The sequence below is a fragment of the Methanoculleus sp. UBA430 genome (genome assembly GCF_002506585.1).
Lineage (GTDB): Archaea > Halobacteriota > Methanomicrobia > Methanomicrobiales > Methanoculleaceae > Methanoculleus.
Map to the genome: position 1 here is coordinate 289,550 of NZ_DAXW01000009.1, position 24,218 is coordinate 313,767.

Annotated in this window: 28 protein-coding genes; 15 read left to right on the forward strand and 13 right to left on the reverse strand. The window is 62.5% G+C overall.

Annotated features, from left to right (window positions below; all coding sequences use genetic code 11):
* Window positions 1-69: 69 nt before the first annotated feature.
* The 3 genes from BRA49_RS07675 to BRA49_RS07685 all read right to left on the reverse strand — a co-directional run bounded on the left by BRA49_RS07675 (window position 70) and on the right by BRA49_RS07685 (window position 2,225).
* Window positions 70-276, reverse strand: a complete 207-nt coding sequence (locus tag BRA49_RS07675; protein ID WP_066955067.1) for a histone family protein — start codon at window positions 274-276, stop codon at window positions 70-72.
* A gap of 186 nt (window positions 277-462) precedes the next feature.
* Window positions 463-1,224 carry a methanogenesis marker protein Mmp4/MtxX gene (gene mtxX / locus BRA49_RS07680; protein ID WP_292384887.1) on the reverse strand — a complete coding sequence of 254 codons (762 nt, stop codon included), beginning with the start codon at window positions 1,222-1,224 and terminating at the stop codon, window positions 463-465.
* A complete protein-coding gene (locus tag BRA49_RS07685) occupies window positions 1,215-2,225 on the reverse strand; it encodes a methanogenesis marker 2 protein (protein ID WP_292384889.1) in 1,011 nt (336 codons plus the stop codon). Before BRA49_RS07685 ends, mtxX begins: the two co-directional genes overlap by 10 nt.
* 247 nt (window positions 2,226-2,472) lie before the next feature.
* Between BRA49_RS07685 and BRA49_RS07690 the strand changes: the two genes are divergently transcribed.
* A complete protein-coding gene (locus tag BRA49_RS07690) occupies window positions 2,473-3,834 on the forward strand; it encodes a replication factor C large subunit (protein ID WP_292384891.1) in 1,362 nt (453 codons plus the stop codon).
* Here the strand turns inward: BRA49_RS07690 and BRA49_RS07695 are convergent.
* Window positions 3,831-4,238, reverse strand: a complete 408-nt coding sequence (locus BRA49_RS07695) for a UPF0146 family protein (protein ID WP_292384893.1) — start codon at window positions 4,236-4,238, stop codon at window positions 3,831-3,833. The two genes, BRA49_RS07690 and BRA49_RS07695, sit on opposite strands and share 4 nt — an antisense overlap.
* 17 nt (window positions 4,239-4,255) lie before the next feature.
* On the opposite strand from BRA49_RS07695, the gene BRA49_RS07700 reads away from it, so the two are divergent.
* The 4 genes from BRA49_RS07700 to BRA49_RS07715 all read left to right on the forward strand — a co-directional run bounded on the left by BRA49_RS07700 (window position 4,256) and on the right by BRA49_RS07715 (window position 7,293).
* Window positions 4,256-4,795 carry an archaemetzincin family Zn-dependent metalloprotease gene (locus tag BRA49_RS07700; protein WP_292384895.1) on the forward strand — a complete coding sequence of 180 codons (540 nt, stop codon included), beginning with the start codon at window positions 4,256-4,258 and terminating at the stop codon, window positions 4,793-4,795.
* A 166-nt stretch (window positions 4,796-4,961) separates the two neighbouring features.
* Entirely contained in the window at window positions 4,962-5,504 is a 543-nt protein-coding gene (locus BRA49_RS07705; RefSeq protein WP_292384897.1) for a universal stress protein, read from the forward strand.
* An 11-nt stretch (window positions 5,505-5,515) separates the two neighbouring features.
* Complete coding sequence (locus BRA49_RS07710) at window positions 5,516-6,838, forward strand: ArsB/NhaD family transporter (protein ID WP_292384899.1); 1,323 nt, start codon at window positions 5,516-5,518, stop codon at window positions 6,836-6,838.
* A 5-nt stretch (window positions 6,839-6,843) separates the two neighbouring features.
* Window positions 6,844-7,293 (forward strand): universal stress protein, encoded by a 450-nt coding sequence (locus tag BRA49_RS07715; RefSeq protein ID WP_292384901.1) that lies wholly within the window; start codon window positions 6,844-6,846, stop codon window positions 7,291-7,293.
* 678 nt (window positions 7,294-7,971) lie between these two features.
* On the opposite strand, the gene budA is transcribed toward BRA49_RS07715, so the two are convergent.
* The 3 genes from budA to BRA49_RS07730 form a co-directional block, all read right to left on the reverse strand.
* The gene (gene budA, locus BRA49_RS07720) at window positions 7,972-8,796 is read right to left on the reverse strand and encodes an acetolactate decarboxylase (RefSeq protein WP_292384903.1); all 825 of its coding nucleotides are present in this window, start codon (window positions 8,794-8,796) and stop codon (window positions 7,972-7,974) included.
* A 10-nt stretch (window positions 8,797-8,806) separates the two neighbouring features.
* Window positions 8,807-9,241 (reverse strand): nucleoside deaminase, encoded by a 435-nt coding sequence (locus tag BRA49_RS07725; protein WP_292384905.1) that lies wholly within the window; start codon window positions 9,239-9,241, stop codon window positions 8,807-8,809.
* Between the two features lie 345 nt (window positions 9,242-9,586).
* Entirely contained in the window at window positions 9,587-10,129 is a 543-nt protein-coding gene (locus BRA49_RS07730; RefSeq protein WP_292384907.1) for a HEAT repeat domain-containing protein, read from the reverse strand.
* 107 nt (window positions 10,130-10,236) lie between these two features.
* Here BRA49_RS07730 and BRA49_RS07735 point away from each other — a divergent pair, with 107 nt between their 5' ends.
* Window positions 10,237-10,662, forward strand: coding sequence for a hypothetical protein (locus tag BRA49_RS07735; protein ID WP_292384908.1), 426 nt, complete (start codon window positions 10,237-10,239; stop codon window positions 10,660-10,662).
* A 36-nt stretch (window positions 10,663-10,698) separates the two neighbouring features.
* On the opposite strand, the gene nadC is transcribed toward BRA49_RS07735, so the two are convergent.
* The 3 genes from nadC to nadX are packed head-to-tail and all read right to left on the reverse strand — an operon-like array spanning window position 10,699 to window position 13,216.
* Window positions 10,699-11,553, reverse strand: a complete 855-nt coding sequence (gene nadC / locus BRA49_RS07740) for a carboxylating nicotinate-nucleotide diphosphorylase (protein ID WP_292384910.1) — start codon at window positions 11,551-11,553, stop codon at window positions 10,699-10,701.
* A gap of 5 nt (window positions 11,554-11,558) precedes the next feature.
* A complete protein-coding gene (gene nadA, locus BRA49_RS07745) occupies window positions 11,559-12,455 on the reverse strand; it encodes a quinolinate synthase NadA (RefSeq protein ID WP_292384913.1) in 897 nt (298 codons plus the stop codon).
* Window positions 12,456-12,457: 2 nt separating this feature from the next.
* Window positions 12,458-13,216: an aspartate dehydrogenase gene (gene nadX, locus BRA49_RS07750; RefSeq protein WP_292384915.1), complete on the reverse strand. Its 759-nt coding sequence runs from the start codon at window positions 13,214-13,216 to the stop codon at window positions 12,458-12,460.
* A 147-nt stretch (window positions 13,217-13,363) separates the two neighbouring features.
* Between nadX and BRA49_RS07755 the strand changes: the two genes are divergently transcribed.
* The 6 genes from BRA49_RS07755 to BRA49_RS07780 all read left to right on the forward strand — a co-directional run bounded on the left by BRA49_RS07755 (window position 13,364) and on the right by BRA49_RS07780 (window position 18,208).
* Entirely contained in the window at window positions 13,364-14,602 is a 1,239-nt protein-coding gene (locus BRA49_RS07755; RefSeq protein ID WP_292384917.1) for a MiaB/RimO family radical SAM methylthiotransferase, read from the forward strand.
* 43 nt (window positions 14,603-14,645) lie between these two features.
* Complete coding sequence (locus BRA49_RS07760) at window positions 14,646-15,086, forward strand: metal-dependent transcriptional regulator (protein WP_292384919.1); 441 nt, start codon at window positions 14,646-14,648, stop codon at window positions 15,084-15,086.
* A gap of 66 nt (window positions 15,087-15,152) precedes the next feature.
* Complete coding sequence (locus tag BRA49_RS07765; RefSeq protein ID WP_292384921.1) at window positions 15,153-16,055, forward strand: metal ABC transporter solute-binding protein, Zn/Mn family; 903 nt, start codon at window positions 15,153-15,155, stop codon at window positions 16,053-16,055.
* Window positions 16,052-16,819, forward strand: a complete 768-nt coding sequence (locus BRA49_RS07770) for a metal ABC transporter ATP-binding protein (RefSeq protein ID WP_292384923.1) — start codon at window positions 16,052-16,054, stop codon at window positions 16,817-16,819. Before BRA49_RS07765 ends, BRA49_RS07770 begins: the two co-directional genes overlap by 4 nt.
* 4 nt (window positions 16,820-16,823) lie before the next feature.
* Entirely contained in the window at window positions 16,824-17,633 is an 810-nt protein-coding gene (locus BRA49_RS07775) for a metal ABC transporter permease (RefSeq protein WP_292384925.1), read from the forward strand.
* A 50-nt stretch (window positions 17,634-17,683) separates the two neighbouring features.
* A complete protein-coding gene (locus BRA49_RS07780) occupies window positions 17,684-18,208 on the forward strand; it encodes a hypothetical protein (RefSeq protein ID WP_292384927.1) in 525 nt (174 codons plus the stop codon).
* A gap of 126 nt (window positions 18,209-18,334) precedes the next feature.
* Here BRA49_RS07780 and BRA49_RS07785 read toward each other — a convergent pair whose 3' ends face one another.
* On the reverse strand, window positions 18,335-18,787 hold the full coding sequence (locus BRA49_RS07785) for a hypothetical protein (RefSeq protein WP_292384929.1): 453 nt from the start codon (window positions 18,785-18,787) through the stop codon (window positions 18,335-18,337).
* A 158-nt stretch (window positions 18,788-18,945) separates the two neighbouring features.
* Here BRA49_RS07785 and serS point away from each other — a divergent pair, with 158 nt between their 5' ends.
* Window positions 18,946-20,223 (forward strand): serine--tRNA ligase, encoded by a 1,278-nt coding sequence (gene serS, locus BRA49_RS07790; RefSeq protein WP_292384930.1) that lies wholly within the window; start codon window positions 18,946-18,948, stop codon window positions 20,221-20,223.
* 144 nt (window positions 20,224-20,367) lie between these two features.
* Window positions 20,368-20,583: a hypothetical protein gene (locus BRA49_RS07795; protein ID WP_292384932.1), complete on the forward strand. Its 216-nt coding sequence runs from the start codon at window positions 20,368-20,370 to the stop codon at window positions 20,581-20,583.
* 462 nt (window positions 20,584-21,045) lie between these two features.
* Here the strand turns inward: BRA49_RS07795 and BRA49_RS07800 are convergent, their stop codons facing one another.
* Window positions 21,046-21,747: an ABC transporter permease subunit gene (locus BRA49_RS07800; RefSeq protein ID WP_292384934.1), complete on the reverse strand. Its 702-nt coding sequence runs from the start codon at window positions 21,745-21,747 to the stop codon at window positions 21,046-21,048.
* Window positions 21,744-22,676, reverse strand: coding sequence for an ABC transporter ATP-binding protein (locus BRA49_RS07805; RefSeq protein WP_292384936.1), 933 nt, complete (start codon window positions 22,674-22,676; stop codon window positions 21,744-21,746). The genes BRA49_RS07800 and BRA49_RS07805 overlap by 4 nt, the downstream gene beginning before the upstream one ends.
* A gap of 245 nt (window positions 22,677-22,921) precedes the next feature.
* Here BRA49_RS07805 and BRA49_RS07810 point away from each other — a divergent pair, with 245 nt between their 5' ends.
* Window positions 22,922-24,205 carry a uracil-xanthine permease family protein gene (locus BRA49_RS07810; RefSeq protein WP_292384938.1) on the forward strand — a complete coding sequence of 428 codons (1,284 nt, stop codon included), beginning with the start codon at window positions 22,922-22,924 and terminating at the stop codon, window positions 24,203-24,205.
* Window positions 24,206-24,218 lie beyond the last annotated feature (13 nt).

Consider the following 24,218-nt stretch of genomic DNA (forward strand, 5'->3'; position numbering starts at 1 on the left):
AGTTGCGCCGGACAGAGACCTGAGATGGGGGTCCGAGAGACCCCCGGTAAAGAGAAGAGAACGACCGGGTTACGCGGACTTAACCGCGAGCTCGACGTCTTCTGCCTTGATCGTCTTGCGTCCTGCGTGCTGGGCAAGCCTGTTGGCTTCCTTGGTCAGCTCGGCGATGTACGCCTCAGCCTTCGTTACCAGTGCGGCAGCGGCGTCGCTGCCGACTCTCTCAGCACCATTCTTCTTTGCGATACGTACAACCGCAGCAATAGGTAGATCTGCCATAATCAAATTCACCTCTAAAAAGAAGTGTATTAGTTAATATTTAAATATTTCGGGATTATCTCGAAGATTTACGTTTCCCTCCTTCATCGGAGGTGCATATGAAGAGTGCATTCGGATACCGGGCAGAGAATTGAGGCGATTGAAAAGAGACCGAAAATGAGTCCGTTTGATAAACAGCCCCGCCATCTATGCGCTTCGGGATTCCACCAGCGATTTTGCGAGCATTACTGCATTCGTATAATCTGCTGAGGCGCGCGATGTATCTACGAAAATTTTATCGATATTTACCACCGGAGCACCATGCCCGGCTCCATTTCCGAGAAACGTGAGCGTACGAAAGATCAGGTTTCCAGAGATCCCGTCGGGAGCGACGACCATCGCGTACCGTCTCGCCGCTTCCTCGATCAGGATCTCGGTATGCTCAGCACCGGTCAGGCGTGCAACGAGTTCGGCGTCCGCCATCGTCCGATCGACCGCCGGGTGCCGCCCGAGATCCCCGAGCCGTCCTCCCGAAAGGACCGCCACCCCCCCGGAAAGCCTGAAACTCCGGGCGATATCCCGGCCGCGTTCGACGAGCCGAACTTTTTCTGTGACCGTCCAGCCCTCGTCGACCCCGACCGGGGCAAGGAGGAAGAGGTGTCCGTCGGCGGTTTCAAGAAGGGCGATCCGCTCCAGGTGATCGACGCCGGCGGCCAGTTTGAGGGCCGCGAGTGTGGAGGACGCAGGCAGGGTGCCCCTGACGGCGGCATCGATCCTCCCTGCGGCGAGAGCATCGATGAGAGCCGCCTCCGGCTCTTTTGCCTCGACGACGTCCACAGCATCTCCGAATGAATCAGCAGTCTCGGGGCAGGAAAAAAGAATAAGGTCAACCTCACGGCCGACAGCCCGGATGGTCGCGAGGATCTTCTCGTCCGGGGATGCCGCACCGAGCCCGACCGTTACCGGCATGCCTCTCCTTCGATGAAGATCTGCATGATGCCGTTATGGTCCAGGTCGAAGACCTGTGTCTCCCGGCCCAGGTACCTGACGGAGAGCCGCCTGCTCCCGTCAACCTCACCGATAGGGGCAGCGGCGATGCCGACATCGGTGAACCGGCGGCAGACCTCCTGCACGTTCTCCTCCTTCACGGTCAGGATGAAGCCCATGCCGGGGTACATGCGCACCCACTGCTCAAAGGGAAGACCGATCGCCGAGAGGTCCGGCCGGGGTATCGCCTCAAGGTCGATCACCGCGCCCTTCCCGCTCACCTCAAGAAGCATACCGAGAGTCCCGATGACCCCCGGGTTGCTGATGTCTTTGCCGGCCGTCACCAGATGCTCTTTTCCCAGATCCTCCATCACCCGGATCTGGGCCCGCACCTCCTCTGCCGACTTCATCGTGACCGAGTCCCAGTTGAAACTGCATGACGGGTGCACCCGGCCGTTGAGATCTATCGCTGCGACCACCCGGTCACCCTCCTCTGCCGTATCCGAGAAGATGATCTGGTCCATCTGGGCCGTCCCGAGGATCGCCACGTCCACAACGCTGTACGGCGTCTCCGGATGGAGGTGACCGCCCACAATCGGGACGCCGAATTGCGTGGATGCGGCGACCATGCCCCGGGTCACCTCGTCGCGGATCACATCGTTCGTGACGGAGAGGATATCGACCATCGCCACAGGTCTTCCACCCATGGCAGCAATATCATGGACGTTCACGAGCACGGCACAGTACCCGGCCCAGAACGGGTCCGCCTCCATAAGCCTGCTCCAGATACCGTCTGCCGCAAGCAGTAGCGCATCCTCCGAATTATGCCGGATGACCGCGGCATCCTCACCGAACGAGGCGACGACATCGGGGCTTTCGACCCGGAGAGACCGGATCATATCCCCGATCACTCTCTTCCGGGTAACCCCCTCGTATTCCCTGACGGCCCGTGCTACCGTATCGGTGGAGCAATCTTTCACCACAAGAACACCAACACTCCACTTTTCTTAATGGTATTCTGCCTCATCAGAGATAATGTATTTGATTCACTGGTATTATTCACTCTGTTCCAGGGGCCGATCGCAGCGAAGGAAAGCCGGCCGGTCCCGCTCCGGGAGAGAGGGGGCGGAACATCTCGACGGGGCGAGCGCGACTCCCGGGCAGGGTGTCCGCGGACCCCCGATTCATACCGGAGTTGTATTTTTGATGCACCACGTCAAATAGATCAGTATGGACTGGGTGGAGAAGTACAGACCGCAGCGTCTCCAGGACGTTGTGGGAAACTCCGGCGCCGTCAGGCAGATGTACGAGTGGGCGCGGGACTGGTCGCGGCAGAAGAAACCGCTGCTCCTGTACGGAAAGCCCGGCATCGGGAAGACCTCGAGCGCCCATGCCCTTGCAAACGACATGAACTGGGAGGTGGTGGAACTGAACGCCTCCGATCAGCGGACCAAGGCGGCCCTCGAACGGGTGGCAGGTTCGGGGTCCACCACGGCCAGCCTCTCCGGCGCGAGCCGCAAACTGATCCTGCTCGATGAGGCTGACAACCTGCACGGGCAGGCGGACCGCGGCGGGGCGAAGGCGATCCTCGAGATCATCGCTGCGTCGCAGCAGCCGATGATCCTGATCGCAAACGACTACTACTCTCTCTCACGGGAACTCAAGGCGGCAACGGAGCCGGTGCAGTTCCGGGCGTTCCAGGCCCGCTCAATCGTTCCCCGTCTCCGCCAGATCTGTGCCGCAGAGGGCGTGGCGTGCGACCCTCTCGCGCTCGACGAGATCGGACGCCGCGCCGGCGGCGATATGCGGGCCGCTGTGAACATGCTCTACGCCGCGGCTATCGGGAAGGAGCACCTCGCGACAGGCGACGTCCACACCTCCGCAAAGGACCAGCGGTCCACCATCTTCGAACTCGTCGGCGCGGTCTTTTCGGGGCGGCGGGACGCCGACCTGCTCCGCATGGCGGTGGAGGTCGAGGACACCCCCGATACCATCGAACAGTGGCTCGAAGGGAGTATCGACCAGATGCCCGATCACGCCTCACGGACGAAGGGGTATGCCTGCCTCGCAAGGGCGGACGAGTACATCGGCCGGACCTACCGGCGGCAGTATTACACGCTCTGGCGCTACGCGAACGCGGTCATGCTCCTCGGCGTCGCCGACGCCGCCGGCGGACACGGCATCCACGGCCGCATCATGCCGCCGTCGCGCTGGCAGAAGATGGGGGCGTCAAAGAAGCAGAAGACGGTTCGGGCCGGTCTCTCCCGGAAGCTCAGCGAGATGACACATACCCCGGAGGACGCGTTGCGTGAAGAGTTCTTCACCGCGATCAGCATCCTTATCGAGCAGGACCCCGCAGGATACGTCCGCGAGTTCCAGCTGGATGCAGACGAGCTCGCCCTCTTCATCCACGACAAGGCCCGAGCCGTAAAGGTGGTCAAAGAAGTGGCGAAGGAAGAGAAGGCAAAGGAGAAGAAGGCCTCCGGCAAAGAAAAAAATCCCGCCAAGGGTAAAAAACCCAGAGACGACGACCCTCCCGGCGATGCCGAGGCGCGGCGAGATCCTCCCCCGGGTCAGGCGACGCTCTTCTAAGGACTGCGGCGGTGGTAGCAGTGGAGAAGAACCGGGCCGCAGTCCACGACCTCGCCCCCGTCCCCGTAGATCTCACAGCCCAGGTGATAGACCAAAAGATCGCTGTTGACCAGGGCGGCAAGCCCGATCAGCGGCTGGACCATCTCCACGCCGGGGCGCACGGCGTAGATCACGTCCGCACCCGCATACAGTCGGAGGTCGGGCTCGAAGATGTCATCGGTCACCACAGTGAGCCCTTCGTGCCGGATGCCGGGCCGGATGTCGATGCAGAGGACAAGAGCCCCGGCGGCTGCGACCAGTCGTGCGGCGTCGGGGTTGTTGCCGATACCCACTTCTACGGCCCGCCGGTAGCGACCGGCGATATACTCCCCGATACTCCGTTCAATATGTTTATAGTGACACATTACCCAGAGATTAGGTAATGGGCGTCAATATTCTTTGGGACCAACAGGCACCGGAAGGTATCGAGCTCCCGGTCGCCCGGAGGATTTCGATGATCCTCGGGCGAGAGACCGGGCTCATCGACTATCCGCTCCTCATTGACGGCTACGACCGTGATCGCAACCAGCACGATGCTCAAAAAATTCTGGACCGCCTGCAGGATACCCTCACCCGCAGATACGGGATTGACGGCCCCCTGCTGCTCGTCACCTCGCGGGACCTCTACGTCAAAGGGTGCGACTTCGTCTTCGGCCTTGCGAGGCCGGCAAGCAGCGTCGCCATCGTCTCGACCGCCCGCTTCGGGAACGGGTATTATGGCAGGGTGCCGGACGACGCCGACCTGATCGACCGGACCGCAAAAGAGGGAGCGCACGAAATCGGGCACCTCCTCGGGCTCGGGCACTGCGAAAACCCCGAATGCGTCATGTTCCGGCCGCGGACGCTGGATGAACTGGACAGAAAGAGGAAGATGCTCTGTCCGGAGTGCCAGGAGGCGCTTGCGGAGCGGAAAGAGAGATGACTGCAAAGGATCGGGTTTCTGGGAGTGATCTCCGGCGATCGTCCTTATGACGGCTGCGGATAACTCCTACCAGGAGCGCCTGCAGGCGCTCAAGAGGAAGGAGCGTACAGATCCGACCAAACAAAAGTATTAAACGAAACCTCCGGAAAACCTAGGAGTGATTTACATGGGATACTCTTCTGCCTTAATCCAGCGAAAGTACAGAGATATCGTCGGGAGGCGCTATGAGTCGGTCCTCAAGGAGTACGGCGAGTTTCTGCTGGCCGACGAGGAGATGCTCGTCCCCGAGGTCCGGTCGATCCTGGTGCCGCTCGACCACTTCGTCCACGAGATCACCGATGAAGCCATCGACGTCCTCTCCGCCTACGATGCCACCATCTCGCTCGCCTACATCACCGATGCCGGGGTAGTCGAACTCGTTGAGCAGACGCTTGACCGTGCATCAATGGAGGAGTTCCAGGCAAAGAAAGAGGAGTACGGGCAGAAACTGCTCGAACGAGCCGTGGCAAAACTCGAAGAACACGGTTTTTCAACCCAGACAAGGATGTTTGTCGGGCATAAGGGCGACGATGTTGTCCTGATGGCGAAGAATCACGATATTGTCGCGCTCTCCCGGCGTTATGCCGATGGTGAATCGGCCGATCTCTCGATCAGCCCGACCGTCCTGCGCATCTGCCAGCGGGTGGAGATACCAGCTCTCATCTACTGACAGGTGCGTGGATGGATACGATTGCACTGATTGCAGTAGCGGTCTTTCTCTTCACCTACGCCCTCATCATCGACGAGCGGATCCACCGGGCAGTTGCCGCCATGATGGGAGCGGCGGTCGTCGTCTTCATCGGGATCGTTACCTGGGAGGGACTCCTCGAGCATATCGACTTCGGGACCATCTTCTTACTCCTCGGGATGATGATCATCGTCAATACCGCCCGTGGCAGCGGTCTCTTTGAGTATATCGCAATACGTACGGCGAAACTCGCAAAAGGGAGTCCTATCAGGGTCATGATCCTCTTTGCGATCGTGACCGCGGTCGTGAGCGCGTTCCTCGACAACGTCACCACGGTCCTCCTCCTCACCCCGATGCTCCTTTACGTCGCAAGGGTGATGAACCTCAACCCCGTCCCGTTCCTCGTCACGGAGATCTTCGCCTCCAATGTCGGCGGGGCCGCGACGCTCATCGGCGACCCGCCGAACATCATGATCGCATCGTCAGCAGGACTGACGTTCAATGAGTTCCTGATTCACCTTGCCCCCATCATGGTCGTCGACATGGTGCTCCTCATCGGGCTGATGTACCTCATCTACGGCCGATCCATGAAGGTGAGCCCGGATGAACGGCAGGAACTGGTCCGGACGCTCGACAGTCTCGATGAACGGGCAGCGATCGTCGACCGGTCGCTCTTCAACAAGTCGGTGGCCGTCATCGTCTTTGTGGTCCTCCTCTTCTTCATCCACGATCGGATCGGGGAGATTCTGCACGCCGTCCTGCCGTTCGTCGATCCGGCGATGGGGCTTGAACCTGCGGAGGTGGCCCTCATCGGGGCGGCGATCCTCCTCTTCTGGAGCAGGCAGTCCCCGGAGGAGATCTTTGAGAAGATCGAGTGGCCGGCCCTCTTCTTCTTCGGCGGGCTCTTCGTCATCGTCGGCGCCCTCGTCGAGACCGGGATCATCTCAAGCATCGCCCAGGTCATGGTCGAGAACGTCGGATCGACCGGGGAGGCGATGTTCATCGTGACCTGGTTTGCCGCCATCGCCTCGGCGATCGTGGACAACATCCCCCTGACCGCGGCGATGATCCCGCTCATTCACGACCTGGGGGCGACAATGGACGTCTACCCGCTCTGGTGGTCCCTCGCCCTCGGTGCGTGTCTCGGCGGGAACGGCACCGCCATCGGTGCGTCAGCAAACGTTGTGGTCATCGGTATCGCCGAGCGCGAGGGGATCGGCATCACCTTCATCGACTTCCTGAAGGTGGGGATGCTCGTACTCTTCGTGACGGTTGCAGTAGGATTTGGAATACTCTGGCTGAAATTTGCGGTGTGAATGACATGAAGATTCTGGTGCTTATCGACGGTTCGAAGTGGAGCCAGAAAGCGGCTCTGCACGCGATTGGACTGGCAAAGCGGAAGAATGCCGAGGTGGTCCTCTTCTCGGTGCTGGATATCGCGGAGGCAAAAGCGATGACGTTCAACTTCTGCGCTCAGAGCGGCATCTGCGGGCAGTTGAAGGACTATGAGGGCAGGATCTGGAGGGACATGCATAAGAGCATCGAGGACGACCAGAACAGCCTCCTCTCCCGCTACAAGGGGGAGAAGGTCCTGTGCTCGGGAAAGATTGTCGAGGGCAACGTCCGTGATGAGGTCGTCAGGGAGGCGAACACCGGTGCATACGGCCTGGTTGTCATGGGCGCGTTCGGCAAAAGCGGGAAGACCCGCATCAGTGCCCTGCTTGAAGAGATCGGAGGTGCGGTCAGACCGCCGTTGCTCGTCGTCCGATAACCTCCCTTTTTCCAGCAGGATCTCAACCCCGCCCACATCTTTCTCTCACGCGAAGAACGACTTCCCCGGAAGTGCGACGGTTCAGGATCATGGGCCGAGGAGCCCCCCGACTTGAGTCGGGGGAGGAATCGGCCCCCCGCATATCCCGATACACTTTCACCCCGCAGGGACGCCCATTATGTCGGATGAGCACGAAGAGAGATCTGGTTGCGCCGCAGAAGGCACGAAGCAGGAACCCTCTCCTGTGGATTACCGTTCCATGCGATTGGCGCAAACGACACCACAGTGCAGCGATCTTGCTGCCAGGGCCGCCGTCAACCGGCCTATTGCGGTCCGCTCCCCCGACGCCGGGGGAGAGGTGGAATCGCAAGCCTACAAAGAGCATGGTGCCACCCACGGCAGCATGCCCCCGACTGAAGTCGGGGGTAGTTGACAACGTGACAGGCCAGAGGGCAGGAGCGTGAGCACCGTTAGGTGCGAGGAAAGAGTTCGAGCACCACGAGGCTGCGAGCCGCAGAGAATATGACATCCGGTTGATGAGGGGTGGCAGCCCTCTTCTCGGCTCGAGGCCTGAAGGCTTCTCAAACTCAGCCCATCGCACTTCGCGGACTTCTTCCGTGTATGACTTGCGCCTGTTCAGGCAAAGATGCGAAAGAAAAAGAGGGATTTTTCCCGGGTTTACTCGACCCGCTCAAGGTCGTCCGAGAGGTCTGCCGAGAGGTCGACCGTCCAGAAGTCGCCGCTCGCGGGGAACGCCATGGTGAAGTTCGTCGTGGTGTCAACCTGCGCGCTGCTGCCCGCAGGCACCATCATATCAAGCAGGTGCCCGCCGGCGGTGCGATCGGCAGTGATGAAGTGGAGATGGTAACCCGGGACGTTGATCCCTTCTGCGAGCGTCGGTGTCCAGAACCCGACGAAGGTCCCGGTGACATTCTCGAACGTAAAGACCGTCTGGTTTGCCGTCACGTCGACGAGCCGCGGATAGGGCTTTTCCTGGGCGGGCACGCTCCGGGTCACCACCCGCGGGAAGGTGCCGTCCATCCGGATCGCATAAAAGAGGTTCTCGGAGGGGAGCTCCGCCTCCAGGCAGCGCCCGAGATCGGTCAGGTTCATCGGTTCATCGATCGTGACGGAGAGATCCGGGTCAAAGAACGTCGTGGCCGCAAACGGCGTCGTCGCATTCCCGGTGGCAGGGTAGGCCCGCCCATCAACCCGTACCAGGTACCATTCGCCGTCGATGCCGATCAGTTCTCCGTCGAGCCGATCGCCGCACCCGATCCCGAGATCCCCGTAGGTCGCGAGATTGTCGTATGTCACACTCCCGTCATACGCGCCCTGCAGGAGTGCATCGATCGTCGAGACCTGAAAGAGTGTCTCCCGATCGACGTCATTGCCGGATACAGGCCCGGCAATGATGGGCGCGACCGCAAGGGCGACCCAGGCGCCGATGAGGAAGAAGACGACGGCAACGACGGCGCAAGGAAGCAATGCACGTTTAGCCATGGAACTTCACTCACAGCACCCCGATATCCTCGTACCAGAGCTGGGGATGAGCCTCGATGAACGCATACATCATTGTTTTGCAGATATCGAGATCAAGGTCGAGCACCTCGACCCCGTGGGACTCAAGGAATTCCCGTGCTCCCGGGAAGTTTGCCGACTCCCCTGCCACGACCTTCCCGATCCCGAACTGGACGGCTGCTCCGGCACAGAAGTAGCAGGGCATCAGCGTGGAGTAGAGGGTACACCCCGCGTAGTTCCGGATCCTCCCGACGTTTCTCAGACAGTCGATCTCGGCATGGAGCAGGGGATCGTTGCACTGGACACGGCGGTTCCGCCCCCTTCCGATGATCCGACCGCCGCGAACCAGCACCGCCCCGATGGGTATCCCACCTTCCTGCAAGCCCTCTTCCGCCTCTTCAATGGCACACTTCATGAATAAGTCCATCTGACATTCTCCCGGGACGCTACTCTTACTATATAAATGGAGCGCAACTGGTAGTCAAATACATGAAGTTGTTACTAGATTATAAACCCATATGGGACGAAGGCCGCATACCCGGGCTATGATAGGCAGGATGGCCTTCCTGGTGGAGGGTACCACCTCTGATGGGAAAGTGAACGGCCGGGACCGCATCATAGAATGTCCGGCAAGGTTGAATGGTTCTGGAAACAGGGCTCTGAAGAAATGCTCCATACAACCCCCGGCACTACCGGTTGCAGACCCCGAACACGATCTCGTATTTCGCGTGAGCCGTAATGGCCCGGCCGCTGGAGAGAGACGGCACCCCCGTCAGATGCTCGGGATCTCCCGCTCGGTCCCGAGCTCGTCGAGCGCCTGACGGGCAGCAAGCCTGACGTCGCGGTCGGCATCGCCAAGGAGGCGCGCCAGAGGTTCCCTGGCTCGCGGATTGCCTATCCGACCGAGGGCCCGTGCTGCCAATCTCCGGACCCGGGGCTTTGCGTCGTCGAGCGCCCGGATCAGCGGCTCGACAGCCCTGGGGTCACCGATGTTTCCGAGCGCCCACGCCGCCCCCGACCGGACCCAGGAACTCTCGTCCTCCAGGCCCCGTATCAGCGGAAGCACAGGTTCGCGTTCATCGAGGCTCCCGAGCGCTCTCGCCGCCTTCCAGCGGACATCGACATGCTCGTCCTCCAGCGCCCGGATTAGTGGCTGCACCGCACGGTGGTCCCCCAACTCTCCGAGAGCATCCGCGGCCCGCCACCGATCGTTGAGATCCCCGGACTCCAGCATCGAGAGATACCGATGAAGTTTCTCCTCCCTGCTGAGGATCTCGACCTCTCCCCCCGGCAGCAGCGAATCCTTCCCCGCCATAGGCCACCTCGCGGCCATCTTGAACCGCCGGAGTATAAGGTTTTGCCCCGGCAGGGGAGACGCTCCCGTGAGGTGCATTTTTCTACTTTCCCGGCCATCTCCATAGTATGGAGAGTCCGACCGGCACACTGGAGGGTACGGCGTTCCCGCCGGACCTGGAACGCCTCGGTATCGTCCTGGGAGCGAAGATCGACATCAGAGAACTCGATAACCTGGGAAAGCGTCACAACTTCCAGGTCTTCCTCTATTTTGAGGAGGATCTGGCCCGGTCTTCCACGCTCCGGAAAGACCTGCAGGAGTACGGTGACGTTCCGGACCTCGAGCGCCCGTTCATCAGGCTGGATGCGTTCCTCCGATTTGCCAGCGAGTCGGACCCACTCTTCACCCGGCGCCTGGATGAACTTCCGCTGGTCATCGAGGTCGTCGCCTACGGGGAGATCACGATGCAGGAGGGGAAACTCCTGCCATACGTCAAAGGAGTGATGCCGTTCCTTGACGAGCTCACGATGGAGGAGACGCCGGGCGCCTCCTGAACCCCTCGCTCTTCTCCCGGGCGCCGCCGGCACCGGTCATAGGATCCTGACTGTGCCCGCTCCCGCAAGGATGTCCAGACTCACGTCGAAGTTCCTGACCGTATGGGTGAGCGCACCCATGCTGATAATATCGATCCCTGTCGCGGCATACCCGGCAAGGTCACCGGCGGCAACCCCCCCGGAGACCTCCAGAGTCACCCCCTCCCGGAGACCCCGCCCGGCGAGTACCCGGACGACCTCGCTGACCGCGTCCGGCCTCATGTTGTCAAGCAGAATAAGGTCAGCATCGGCCTTTGCAGCCGTGACGGCGTCCTCGACCGTCTCAACCTCCACCTCGACCAGCCGGTAGAGGCTCTGCTGCTTCGCCCTCCGGATAGCTTCGGGGAGCGGCACCAGCGCGAGGTGATTGTCCTTGATCAGGACCATATCCGAAAGAGTCCAGCGGTGCGGGTCGCCCCCGCCGAGCACCACCGCCTTCTTGTCCAGCACCCGCAGTCCCGGAGCGGTCTTCCGGGTCGCGGCAACCCGCACCTCCGGTGAAACCGCCCGGACGGTATCGACCGCCTCCCGGGTCCGGGTCGCAATCCCGCTCATGCGCCCGATGATGTTGAGCGCCGTCCGCTCCACGAGAAGGATCGCCTGCGCCGGCCCGTCGAGTTCGAGGAGGGTCGCTCCCGGGGCGACCGCTCTGCCGTCAACGGAACGCTCACGAACCGTGACCCCGAAGTGCTCAAAGAGCGCCCGCGCCTCGGCGAGACCCGCGACGGTCCCGGAGTCTTTTGCCCGGATCACCGCCCGACAGACAATGTCGGGGACGATCGCTTCAGAGGTGGCGTCGCCCCACGGCGCATCCTCCCGGACGAACCGGAGCAGGTCCTCGATAGAGATCATGCACTTCACGCACCGACGGCGATCATCCGCTCGATAACCCGCCGTGCCCGGTCCATGACCTCCGGGGAGAGGATGATCTCGTGCTCTTCGCGTTCGAGCGCCCGCCGGAGGTCGGGGATGGACGTCTTCTTCATATCCACGCAGACCGCCTCCGGTTTCTCATAAAAGACCCTGCCCGGGTAGAGCACCCGGAGGCGGGAGACCATCTCCCGTTCGGTGAAGACCGACCAGGGCTCGTTTCCGCCGGCGGCGGCATCCCGGACCATGCCCCCCGTGGAGACGGTCCGGTCGGCCTGCTCCTGGATCTCCGGCGGGCACTCCGGGTGACATACGATCATGCCGCCCCTTCCCCGTGCCGCTTCGGCATCGGCACGGGTAAACCCGGCGTGGACATAGCAGTGCCCGCCGGGGGGAACCGGGATGATCGTCTTTTCAGGGAGCTGCCGCTGGACGTATGCCGCAAGGTTTGCATCCGGCCCGAAGAGGATCGTATCGTTTGAGAGCGACGCCACGACCTGGACCGCGTTTGCAGAGGTGCAGGTGGTATCGGCGAGCGCCTTGACTTCCGCCGTGCTGTTGACATAGACCACTACGGCAGCATCGGGATGCTGCACCCGCGCCTCCCGGATCAGGTCCGGGGTCAGGAAGTCGGCGAGAGGGCACCCCGCATCCTCGACCGGGATGATGACCTTACGTTCCGGGTTGAGGATCTTTGCCGTCTCGGCCATAAACCGGACACCACAGATGACAATCAGGTCAGCCCTGGCTTCCTTTGCCTTCACCGCGATCTCAAGGCTGTCACCCACAACGTCGGCAAGCCTCTGGATCTCCAGGGGCTGGTAGTTATGCGCCATGACAACTGCATTCTTCCTGGCTTTAAGCGCACGGATCCTCTCTTCCATCGTTACGTCCCCACCACCAGAGGGTTTTCAAGGTTCTTTAAGAGCGTCAGGATGGAGAGAGCCGCCATATAACTCGTGGCGGGGTTATCGGGGCTCGGGACGTTCCTGACCCTGACGTAAATGTCCCCGAAGTCGCCCTCGACGAATAACTCGTGGATGTTCCTCTCTGTTGCAGGGTCAACCCAGAGTTCCACATCGGCGTCCCTGCCGGCAGCGAGTTCCAGCGCTATCGCGACGTTGATGTTCTTCGGGTATTGCTTAATACAGTCGTTTGCCAGCCCTTTGAATATCTCCGTCCGGGCCGTGATGGGGAGCCCCAGCGACGCGGGGGGTTTTGTTGTCCGCAGGAGCAGTTTCCTCGGCGGCGAGACCTGACCGATCTTGAGGTTATCGAGGCCAACGATGGCACCGCTCGGAATACGGATCTTCTTCCCGAATTCATGTGCGGTGTTGACAAGGCGCTCGCGGAACTCCTCATCCGCGAGAGCCCCCCCGGAGAGGACGATGATATCTCTCCCCGAGCGGAGGACCGCCTCTGCATAGCATCTGACTGCGTCGACCGAAGCGGCTTCCACGACGATCGAGAAATCTTCCTGCATGAAGGCGTCGAAGTCCGTGTATGGCCGGGCACCGCAGCGCTCTGCCAGTTCCTCTGCCCGCCCGGGAATAATATCGAAGACAGCGACAACCTGGATGCTCTCGGCGTGCGTGGCGATGATCCGCCCGACGTTGCCGCATCCCAGCAACCCAATTTTAATCATCGAATAAAGAGATTGTAATATCAGCGGTTAAGTATTGTGCTTGGCACAATATCGGTCGGAAGCGGGATAGAATACCCTCAAAACGGCAGGGATGTTCACCGCGAGAGGTCGAACCGGTCACCGGCTACGCGCAAGGAGTTAAGGGCCATGACGCTGGAAGAGCTGCGTGGAAGACCGATCTACATCGAGAGTTACGGGTGTACCTACAACCACGCCGACACCCAGAGGCTGAAAGAGATACTGGAAGGTCTCGGCTGTACGCTGACCGGGCCCGACGAGGCAGACGCCGTGATCGTCAACACCTGTACGGTGATCGACGCAACCGAACGGAAGATGATCCGGCGTCTCGCGGCCTTCGCCGATCGGGACCTCTACGTGACCGGGTGCATGCCGCTCGTCCAGATAGAGAGGATTCGCGCGGTCTGCACGCCGCACGTCATCCACCCGGACGAGATCCACGAGCAGTCCTGCGGCATCGGCACCCGCAGTTCAGGAGCGGTCGGCGTGGTGCAGGTCGCAAGCGGGTGCCTCGGCCGGTGCAGTTACTGTATCACCCGGCTCGCGCGCGGAAGGCTCGATAGCGCGTCGCCCGGGGAGATCCTCGATGCCGTCCGGTGCCTTGTCGCGTCGGGTGCATACGAGATCCAGTTGACCGGGCAGGACGTGGCCGCCTGGGGGTTTGACCGGGGCGAATCGCTCCCCGACCTCCTGCTGGCGATCAGAGAGATCCCCGGGCGGTTCGCCGTCCGGTTGGGGATGATGAGCCCTGCTTCGGTGCTCGGGATCCTCGAGCCCCTCGTCGATGCCTACGAGAGCGATAAGATCTTCCGGTTCCTCCACCTCCCCGTCCAGTCGGGCTCGGACTCCGTCCTTGGGAGAATGCAGCGCGGCTACCGCGCGGTCGACGTTCTCCGGATCGTCGATGCGTTCCGGGAACGCTACCCGGAGATGATGGTCTCCTCCGACTTCATCACCGGGTTTCCCGGGGAGACGGAGGAGGAGTTTCGGCAGACACTCGAACTCATCGAGCGCGCGGCATTCGTGAAGGTGAACATCACCCGCTACTCCCGGCGGCCCGGCACGGCCGCCGCAGCCTTAAAAGACCTCCCGGAGCGGATACGCAAAGTTAGATCCCGGGCGCTGCTCGCCGAGGCGAACCGGATCTATGACCGTTACAACGAACGCTGGATCGGGAGGGAGACACCGGTCGTCGCGACCGAGAAGAACACGCCCGGGTCAACCGTCTGCCGCAACCCCTGCTACCTCAACGTCGTCATCGAAGAAGACCTGCCGCTCGGGTTCTCGGGGCGGGCGGTGATCACCGGGAGCCGGCGGCACTACGTCACCGGCAACCTTGTCCCGAAAGGGACCGGCGACAGGATTTAGCCCCACCGAAACTTTTTCTCCAGGAAGAGCATACTCTCCTACCATGCAGGGGATCACCGGGCACGAACTCTCCTCACGAAAGGCAGAATACCTCAAGTACATCCACATGCAGGGCGACGTCGTGAAGACGACCGAGATCGCCGCCCGGTTCTCGGTCGCACCCTCGACGGTGACAAAGGCGCTCACGGAGATAGCAAAAGCGGGATACATCGAGCATAGGCCCTATCACGGGGTGCGGCTCACGTCTGCAGGCACCGAGTACGCCCGGTTCCTGCTCCGGCGTCACCGGATCGTCGCCCTGGTTCTCAGCCGCCACGGCCTTGAACCCGACGAGGCCTGCAGGGAAGCAGCGAAGATCGAGCAGTGCTTCTCAAAGGACCTGACGAACAGGATATGCTCCTCGCTCGGACACCCGATGATGAGCGGCTGCGGAGAGATTGAGCACGATCACTGCTGCTGCCCCTCCTGCGGGCACCAGGGGTGACGTCAGCACGTTCTTCTGCCTCCAGGGATGAATGTTTAGACCCATACCAAATTCCGGGTGAGGTACATGGAATCACAAAAAAGGGGCCGAAAAACCCCGCTAGCACGAATTCTGGCAGCGCTTTTAGTCCTGCTGCTGGCAGCAGCCACGGCGGGATGCACCGGAGCCGACCGGCAGCAGGATGAACGGATCGTCGTCGCAGTCACCATCCCTCCCGAGCAGGAGTTCGTCGAGCGGGTGGGAGGCGATAATGTCCGGGTGGTCCTGCTGGTGCCGGCGGGAGCCGACCCGCACACCTACGAACCGCCCCCGGGGGTCATCGCCGATGTCGCGGAGGCGGAGATGTATGCCGTGGTGGGCTCGGGGATCGAGTTTGAACTCGCCTGGAAGGAGAAGATCGCCGCCCTGAATCCCGACATGCTGGTCGTCGACTGCTCGCGCGGCGTCGACCTGATCTCGACCGGCGAGGACGGCCATGCGGGGATCGACCCGCACATCTGGGTCTCCCCGCGGAACGCGAAGGTCATGGTCGAGAACATCTACCAGGGTCTCGCGGAGGTCGACCCGGAGAACGCCGGCGACTACCGCCGGAACGCCGACGCCTACCTGGAAGAACTCGATACCCTGGACGCGGAGATCGCCGGAACGCTCGCCGGGTCAGGGGTGACGACCGTCATGGTCGACCACTCGGCATGGGCCTACCTCGCCCGGGACTACGGTCTTACCGAGATCTCGATCGAGGACGAGGGAAAAGAGCCCTCCCCGCAGAGGCTGGAGCACCTCATCACACAGGCAAAGGAGGAGAGAATCGGGGTTATATTCGCCTCGCCCGAGCATTCCACCCGGAGCGCCGAGGTTATCGCGGACGAAATCTGCGGCACCGTGGTGACGGTAAGCCCGCTTGAAAAAGAGTACCTGGAGAACATGCGGTACGTAGCCTCGGCATTCGCAGGGAGCGGCAGGCCATGAGCGCGCCCGTGATTGAGGTAGACGACGTCTGGGTCAGGCTGCGCGGTCAGAACATACTTGAGGGAGTGAGTCTTGCCGTCTACCCGGACGATGTCTACGCAATCATCGGACCGAACGGTGGCGGAAAAACGACGCTCCTCCGGGTGATCCTCGGCCTCCTCACTCCCTCCCGCGGCGTCATCCGGATCCTCGGCGGTACGGAGATGGAGATGCGCAGGTACCTCGGCTACGTCCCCCAGTTCAGGACGTTTGATTTTGAGTATCCTATCACCGTGCGGGAGATGGTCCTCTCCGGCCGCCTCGGCCACATCACCCGCCTTCCAAGGCGCTACGGCGAAGAAGACCGTGCCCGGACCGAGGAGGCGCTCGATACGATGCAGATCGCCCATCTTGCGGACCGACAGATCCGGAATCTCTCGGGTGGGGAGCAGCAGCGGGTGATCATCGCCCGGGCGCTCGTCGGCGACCCGAAGGTGCTCCTCCTCGACGAACCGACGGTCTACGTGGACGCCCCGACCGAGGCGCAGTTCTACGAGATCCTTGATGGGCTCCGCGACCGGATGGCAATCGTCCTCGTGACACACGACATCGGGGTGCTCCCGGCCCGCGTGACCCGGGTCGCCTGCTTAAACCGGCGTCTCTACACACACGACACGAACGAGATCACGCCGGATATGCTCGAGGCCGCATACCGCTGTCCGGTGGACCTGATCGCCCACGGCATCCCGCACCGGGTTCTCCCGGAACACTCAAGGAAGGAGTGAGAAGATGCTCGAGGTGCTCGGGTTTGAGTTCTTCAGAAACGCGCTCGCCGCCGGAGTGCTCGCGAGCGTCGCCTGCGGCATCATCGGCACCTACGTCGTGGTCCGGCGGATGGTCTCGGTCAGCGGCGGCATCTCCCACGCGGCCTTCGGGGGGATCGGCCTCGGCTACTTCCTCCACATCGACCCGCTCATCGGCGCCGCCGGGTTCACCGTGGCAACGGCGCTCGGGATGGGCGCGCTCGAGATCCGCGCCCGACAACAGATGGATACGCTCATCGGCGCGGTCTGGGCGGCCGGGATGGCCATCGGGATCCTCTTTGTCTACCTGACACCGGGATTTGCCCCCGATCTCTTCTCCTACCTCTTCGGGAACATCCTCCTCGTGCCGTGGGAGGACATCCTGTTGATGGCGACCCTCGTGGCCATCATCGTCGCCGTCGTGGCCTTCCTCTACCGGGAGCTCCAGGCGGTCACCTTCGACCCGGACTACGCGACGGTCATGAACCTGCCCGTCGAGCGGCTCTCGCTCCTTCTCCTTGTGCTGATCGCGCTCACGGTGGTGATGCTGATCCGGGTGGTGGGGATCATCCTTGTGATCGCGCTCCTGACCCTTCCGGCGGCGATCAGCCGCCTCTACACCACCCGCATCTGGAGTATGATGCTCCTTGCCGTCGTCCTCGGCATCGTCTTCACTCTGACGGGAATATGGCTCTCCTACCTCTTGAACGTCCCATCCGGGGCGACGATCATCCTGGTGAGCACCCTCGCGTATGCAGGCTCCCTCGGCATCGAACGCCTCAGACAGGGCGACTAACGGGACAAACCGGTGCGCTTATGCCGGCGCACGCGAGAGTTAGGTGAGCAATGGATCCGATCATCGAAGAGGGATATACCCGGCTCCTCGAGACCCTCGGGGACCTGCAGGCGAAGAAGGAAGAGTCGGCATCCGGACTCCGGGACAACATAGGAGCACTCCTTGCGCGGATGGCCGCCGATACGGCGCCGGTCGTCGGCGAGATCGGCCTGGAGATGCTCCGGCGCGCAAAGAGGGAGGCGTCCGGGGAACTCTACGACCAGGAGTTCTACGAGAAGAAGATGATCGTTCTCGGAAAGACCGACCCGCTTCCGTACCGACCCGACGACCCGACCCTGCCCGTCGACGCTCAGATATGCGTCCTCGGTGAGGATGGGGTCTTTTACGAGGTGATGTACACCCACACCGAGATCCGGATCGACTCCTACCTCGCGACGCTTGCGCCGGAGGAGGCGTTCGACGTCTACGGCTACGACCTTGTCTGCATGCTTTACCGGGCGATGTTTGAGTACGCACAGAAAGAAGAGGAACTGACGGCCGCACTCGCACGGACGCTCGAGTACCTCGCCCCATAAGATCTATCTATACTCCCGGATGCTGATGAACCGCCGACGCGAACCCCCGGGGGCTTTCCACTCTGGTCTGCCGGAAGCACCCGCAAAAAACCCTGGCGGGAGAGAGTTCTCGCGCGCCGTCTCCTCTCACCGGTGCCCGAATATCGGAAACATCGGCTCGGTGGGGTCGCGCCCCGGCCCGAGCGCCGTGAGAGCGTACGAGCGCGAGAACTCCCGACCGACAGGGTTTTCATAGGTTATGACCGCTTTTGCCTCGGAGATCATGGAACCAAGACTGAACCCGGATTCCTCGTCCGGATCGAGCGAGGCGAGATCGAACTCGATGTTGAGCGGAACGAGGGCGACATGGATATTCTGCGCTCTCGTGGTTCCCGCATTGGTGACGATGATCTCCCGGGCGTTCTCCGAGAGTTCTGCGGTGACGAGCGGGTATTCAGCGGTATCCCTCATGATGTGAATACTCATCAGGAGGGCCAGTACACCGACCAGAGCGATGAGGGCGAAGAAGGGCTCGATGTAGAAGAGCCCGAGCGTGATGAGACAGCCCACGACCAGGATGATCTTCTGGTTCTTTTCCATGCTACATGAGTTGGTTCGCCGGAAATTATAAGAGTAGGTTTTAGGCGGGAGCGGCAGGACGATCGGATCGCGTTCTGCCCGGGGAGTTGCCGGCACTCACCATGCAGGAAGGGCAACATGACCATATACCGTCATGGCAAAGTATGTACAGAGACAGCATGCTTGAGTTGAAGTTCGTTCGTGCACACCCCGATATCGTCAGGGCAGACCTCATCAAGAGAGGAGATACCGAGAAGCTGGCCTGGATCGACGAGGTGCTGGAGATGGACCGGAGGGCACGGGAACTCACCGTGGCGATCGGCAACCTGCGCAACCGGAGGAACGTCATATCCCGCGAGATCAGCCAGGCGAGGAAGGCAGGGAGGGATGCCGCAGATCTCATCGCCGAGACTGCAGGTCTTCCCGGACGGATCAAGCAGGCGGAGACGGAGCGCGATACGCTCACCGAGGCGGTGAAGTACCGCCTGATGCGGCTCCCGAACATCCTCCACGAGAGCGTTCCGATAGGGAAAGACGACACCGAGAACGTCGAGATCCGGCGCTGGGGTGACCCTAAGACCCCCGCATTCGACCTGAAGAACCACGGGGCGCTCGCCGTCGAGCACGACTGGGCGGACTTCGAGCGCGCGGCAAAGATCTCCGGGGCCGGGTTCTACTTCCTGAAGGGCAGGCTTGCCCTGCTCGATATGGCGCTCCAGCGGTTTGTGATGGACCTTCTCGTCGAGCGGGGATACACCCCGATCATCCCTCCCTATATGATGAACCGGGCCGCATACGAGGGCGTGACCGACCTTGCCGACTTCGAGAACGTCATGTACAAGATCGACGGCGAGGACGAGTACCTGATCGCGACGAGCGAGCACCCGATGGCCGCGATGTACAGCAACGAGATCTTCGAGGGGAAGGACCTGCCGCTCAGGCTCGCGGGCTTGAGCCCGTGCTTCCGGCGCGAGATCGGGGCGCATGGGCTCGATACGAAAGGGCTCTTCCGCGTCCACCAGTTCCACAAGGTGGAGCAGTTCATCTACGCGACGCCGGAGCAGTCCTGGGACCTCCATGAGGAGCTGCTCGCGAACGCCGAGATGGTCTTCCAGCAGCTCGGCCTCCCCTACCGGGTCGTTTTGATCTGCACGGGGGATATCGGGACCGTCGCCGCGAAGAAGTACGACCTCGAGGTCTGGATGCCGCGGGAGGAGTGCTACCGCGAGGCGGTCTCCTGCTCGAACTGCACGGCCTACCAGGCGGTCAGGCTGAACATCAAGGTGCGCGACCCGACCGAGTTCACCGAGAAGCGCTACCTGCACACCTTGAACAGCACCGCGATCGCGACCTCCCGCGCGATACGGGCAATCCTGGAGAACTACCAGAACGAGGATGGGTCGGTCACGGTCCCGGAGGCCCTCAGGCCCTACCTCTACGGCAGCGAGACGCTGTAAAGAGCCCCAGGGCCCGTGAGGCGCCGACAATACTTCTTCCAGCGGGCACTACCCGCTGGAAAGCAGTCCACTTTTTTTCGCAACCGTGCTATCTCGCCCACCAGCACCGCACAGACCCGGCGCTCTTCGGTGACGTCCTCGTAGGTGACGTACCGCGTCCCGTCGCAGAGTTCAACGGGATGGTTGGGCACCGACGAGATCATCGATACGGAAGGCCATACCAATGATATCCCGGCCTGCCAGTCGCTCCGGTCCCTGCCGGAAATCCCGGCCGACGATCGCTCTCATGAGAAACTGCCGGTCGACTTCGTCATACGAGTCGACGAAGACCCGGACATCGGGAACAAGTCATACCGGTAGATATCCGCCTCCGGCGACAGGTCGGCAAGCTCCATCGCGATCCGGGCGAGGAATTTCTTCGTGAAGCAGAGAAAGGCGGAGATCGGGACATGCCGGACAAGGGAATAGGCTTTGCATTGCCGAGGCTCCGGACGTCGACCTTTCCCGCGATCCGGAGGATCTCGAGGTGCTTTGAGACCGTATTCCGTGACGCCGAACTGTATTGCCACCCCGGTGATGGCCATGCCCTTCGGCCTGAACCGGAGGGCACGGGGGATGCGGGCAGGGAGATCGTGCTCCTCCTGCATGGCACGTGCATCATTACCGGCGACAGGTTATGGGATGCCCGCGGGATATGCAGTATCGAGCATACCTCCGGAATCTCCTTTCCTGGACGGCGCTGTCACGAAGCGGACGTTGCCCCCGGGTGCGGCGCAGGATACCGCCGTGTTCGACCCTCTTCCCCGGAAGAACTCCCCCACCTCACGGGATCGTCCTGACGATCCGTTCCTTCGTCACCTTACCGGCGATGACACGGGCGAGGGCGAGGAGCGCTACCCCGGCCGCCGCGAGAACCGCCTCAGTCGTCGCCGAGATGCCGGGCCCGCCCGGTACGACCTGCTGGAGCCCGATGATCAGGAAGACGAACCCGAAGATGAGGACGAATCCGAGGATCTGGTTCTCACGCATCCCGAGCGCGAGCTGGGCCGCGCCGATGAGCCCGGCCGCGGCAGCGATCCAGACAGGGACGACGACCGCGAGATGGGCGAGAAGCAGCGGTTCGGCGGCGACGGGAGCGCCGGTGAGGCCGGTGACCGCCGCGGCGGTCACTGCGGCCGAGAGGAGGGTCGTCAGGTACGCCGGCACGGCGACCCCGACGGCCTTCCCTTCCCAGAGGCAGCGGAGGGAGACCGGAGTGCAGAGGAGCGTCTCAATGGTGCCGTCCCGCTTCTCGCGGAGGAAGGCATCGGCGCAGAAGATGTAGCCCATGAAGACCCCGACAGGGAGGGTGACCGCGGCGATGCTGCCGGCAAGGGTCGTAACCTCTTCGCCGGCACCCGCAGCGATCCCCATGGCGGACATAACAGGGAGCCAGATGGCAAAGATGAGCCCGGATATGAGGATACTCCGGTTCCGGAGGGCGACCCGCATCTCGCGGCCGGCGATGATGCCGAGCGTGCTCATGCTCCGCCCTCCGCCAGGTCGACGTGTTCGAGGTAGATCTCCTCAAGCGATCTGGATGACCGGCGGACCTCCTCGATCCGGAACCCTGCCCCGACGAGTGCAGCGACGAGATCCGGGGTCGCGCCGGGATCGGCAAGGGTGCAGAGGAGAACGTCGCCGTCCACGTCGCACCCGGCGACGAACGGCAGCCCCATGGCAGTCTCGCACGCGTGGGCGCGGTCGCCCGGGTCGGCGAGGGAGACCGTCACGGCAAGGCGGTCTGAGGCCGCGGTGAGGTTTGCCACCGTATCGAAGGCACGGATCCTGCCGCCGGCGAGGATCGCGACCGTCGAGCAGATCCGCTGGACTTCGTCGAGGTGATGGGAATTTAAAAAGACGGTCATCTCTTCCCGCCGCGAGAGTTCGAGGATGAGGTCACGGACCATCCGCTGCGCGCCGGGGTCGAGGCCGGAGGACGGTTCGTCGAGGAAGACGACCTCAGGGCGGTGGAGGATGGCCCGGGCGATCCCGAGTTTCCGCTTCATGCCGGTCGAGAACGTCCCGACCAGGTCGTCCCGCCGGTCGGCAAGATCGACGAGCGTGAGGAGTTCGTCGATCCTCTCTGCAGGGTCGTCAACGCCGTAGAGCCCGGCGTAGTAGGCCAGGTTGCCGGCTGCGCTCATCCGGTCGGCAAGACCGTTGTTCTCAAAGAGCACCCCGACCCTCCGGCGCGCATCGTCGTCGGAGGCGAGGTCGCGGCCGAGGACCCGGACCTCGCCTGCGCCGGGGGCAAGGAGGCCGAGCAGGATCCGGATGGTCGTGGTCTTCCCGGCGCCGTTCGGGCCGAGATAGCCGAAGACCTCACCGTGACCGACGGTGAACGAAACGTCGCGGAGGATCTCCCGGCCATCGAAGGACCGCGAGAGGCCCCGGACCTCGACGGCGCTCACGCCGGCCGCCTCCGGCACCGGGTAACGATTATCCGGGATTCCCGGGCTGCGGAATCTGCAGAGTGCATAGTGATAGATCTCCGCGCGAAATTGTAAAAGGAGCGGATCTTGTGTGACGGGCGGGCCGGGATAACAGGATCCAGCCAAGGAGGGGGAAACGCTATTTCACCGCAACGAGAGATCCTCCATCATCACGCCGGACGCCCTGCTGCCCGTTCCGGCACCTCAACCGGGAGCCTTTGCAAATGGAGTTCACCTGCGGTATCGACAACCGGCCCGGGCCGGCACACCTTCTCATCTTCGGCCTGCAGTGGCTGGCGGTGAGTGTTCCTCTCGTCCTGATCATCGGGAGGGTGGCGGCCGGCGCTCAGGCGGAGGCGGCGGCCGTTCCCTACCTGCAGAGACTCTTCCTCCTCGTCGGCCTCGTCCTCCTCGTGCAGGTCTACCTCGGCCACCGGCTTCCCCTGGTCCTCGGCCCGGCGACGGTGCTCCTGGTCGGCATCCTCGCAAGCACCGATGCGGGCATCGGAGCGGTCAACGCGTCGCTCCTCGCCGGGGGGCTCCTCATTGCCGGAATAGCGGCAACCGGCCTTATCGGGCGCCTGAAAAGCCTCTTCACGCCCCGGGTGATCACGGTCGTCCTCGTGCTCATCGCGTTCACCCTCGCCCCCACCATCCTCAACCTGGTCACGGACGGAGGCGGCACGGTCCCCCCGGCGCAGGCTTTCCTCTTCTCAATCACGTTTGCGCTCGCCCTCTTCATCGCCGGCGGTTATCTCGCGGGAATGTGGAAGTCGATCCTGGCGCTCTGGGCGATCCTCATCGGCACCCCGGTCTACATCGCTCTCTTCGGGGAGGTCCCCCTGCCTCCGGCGGATACCCCCCTCTTCGCGCTGCCTGGAGACCTGATCGCACCGCTCGCCGTTCCTGACACCGGGATCATTGCGGCGTTCCTGATCTGCTACCTCGCGCTCGCGATAAACGACCTCGGCTCAATCCAGTCGGTGGGCGGCCTTCTCGGCGCCGGGGCGATGGAGGAGCGGGTGAGCCGCGGGGTGACCGTAACCGGCCTTGCGAACGTTCTCGCGGGGCTCACCGGCGTCATCGGCCCGGTGAACTTCTCCCTCTCCCCCGGGGTCATCGCCGCCACCGGGTGCGCGTCCCGCCTCGCCCTGGTCCCGGCAGCGATTGGGCTCGGCCTCATAGCCGCATCGCCGCTTGCCATCGGATACCTGGAGAGCATCCCCGCCCCCGTCATCGGTGTCGTCCTCACCTACGTCATGGCCTCCCAGATCGCGGCAGGGCTCATGCTCGCGCAGGAGAGCAAAGCGGTCGGGAGATTCGAAGACGGCCTGATCATCGGCATCCCCCTCCTTCTCGGGACCCTGGTGGCGTTTCTGCCCCCGGAGATCGCGGCGGGGTTCCCGGCGGCGGTTCGCCCCCTCATCGCAAACGGATTTGTGGTCGGTATCGTAACGGTCCTCGCGCTCGAGCACATTGTCTACCGTCGGGCACGGGGTGAGAGGTGAGATCAAGAGACAA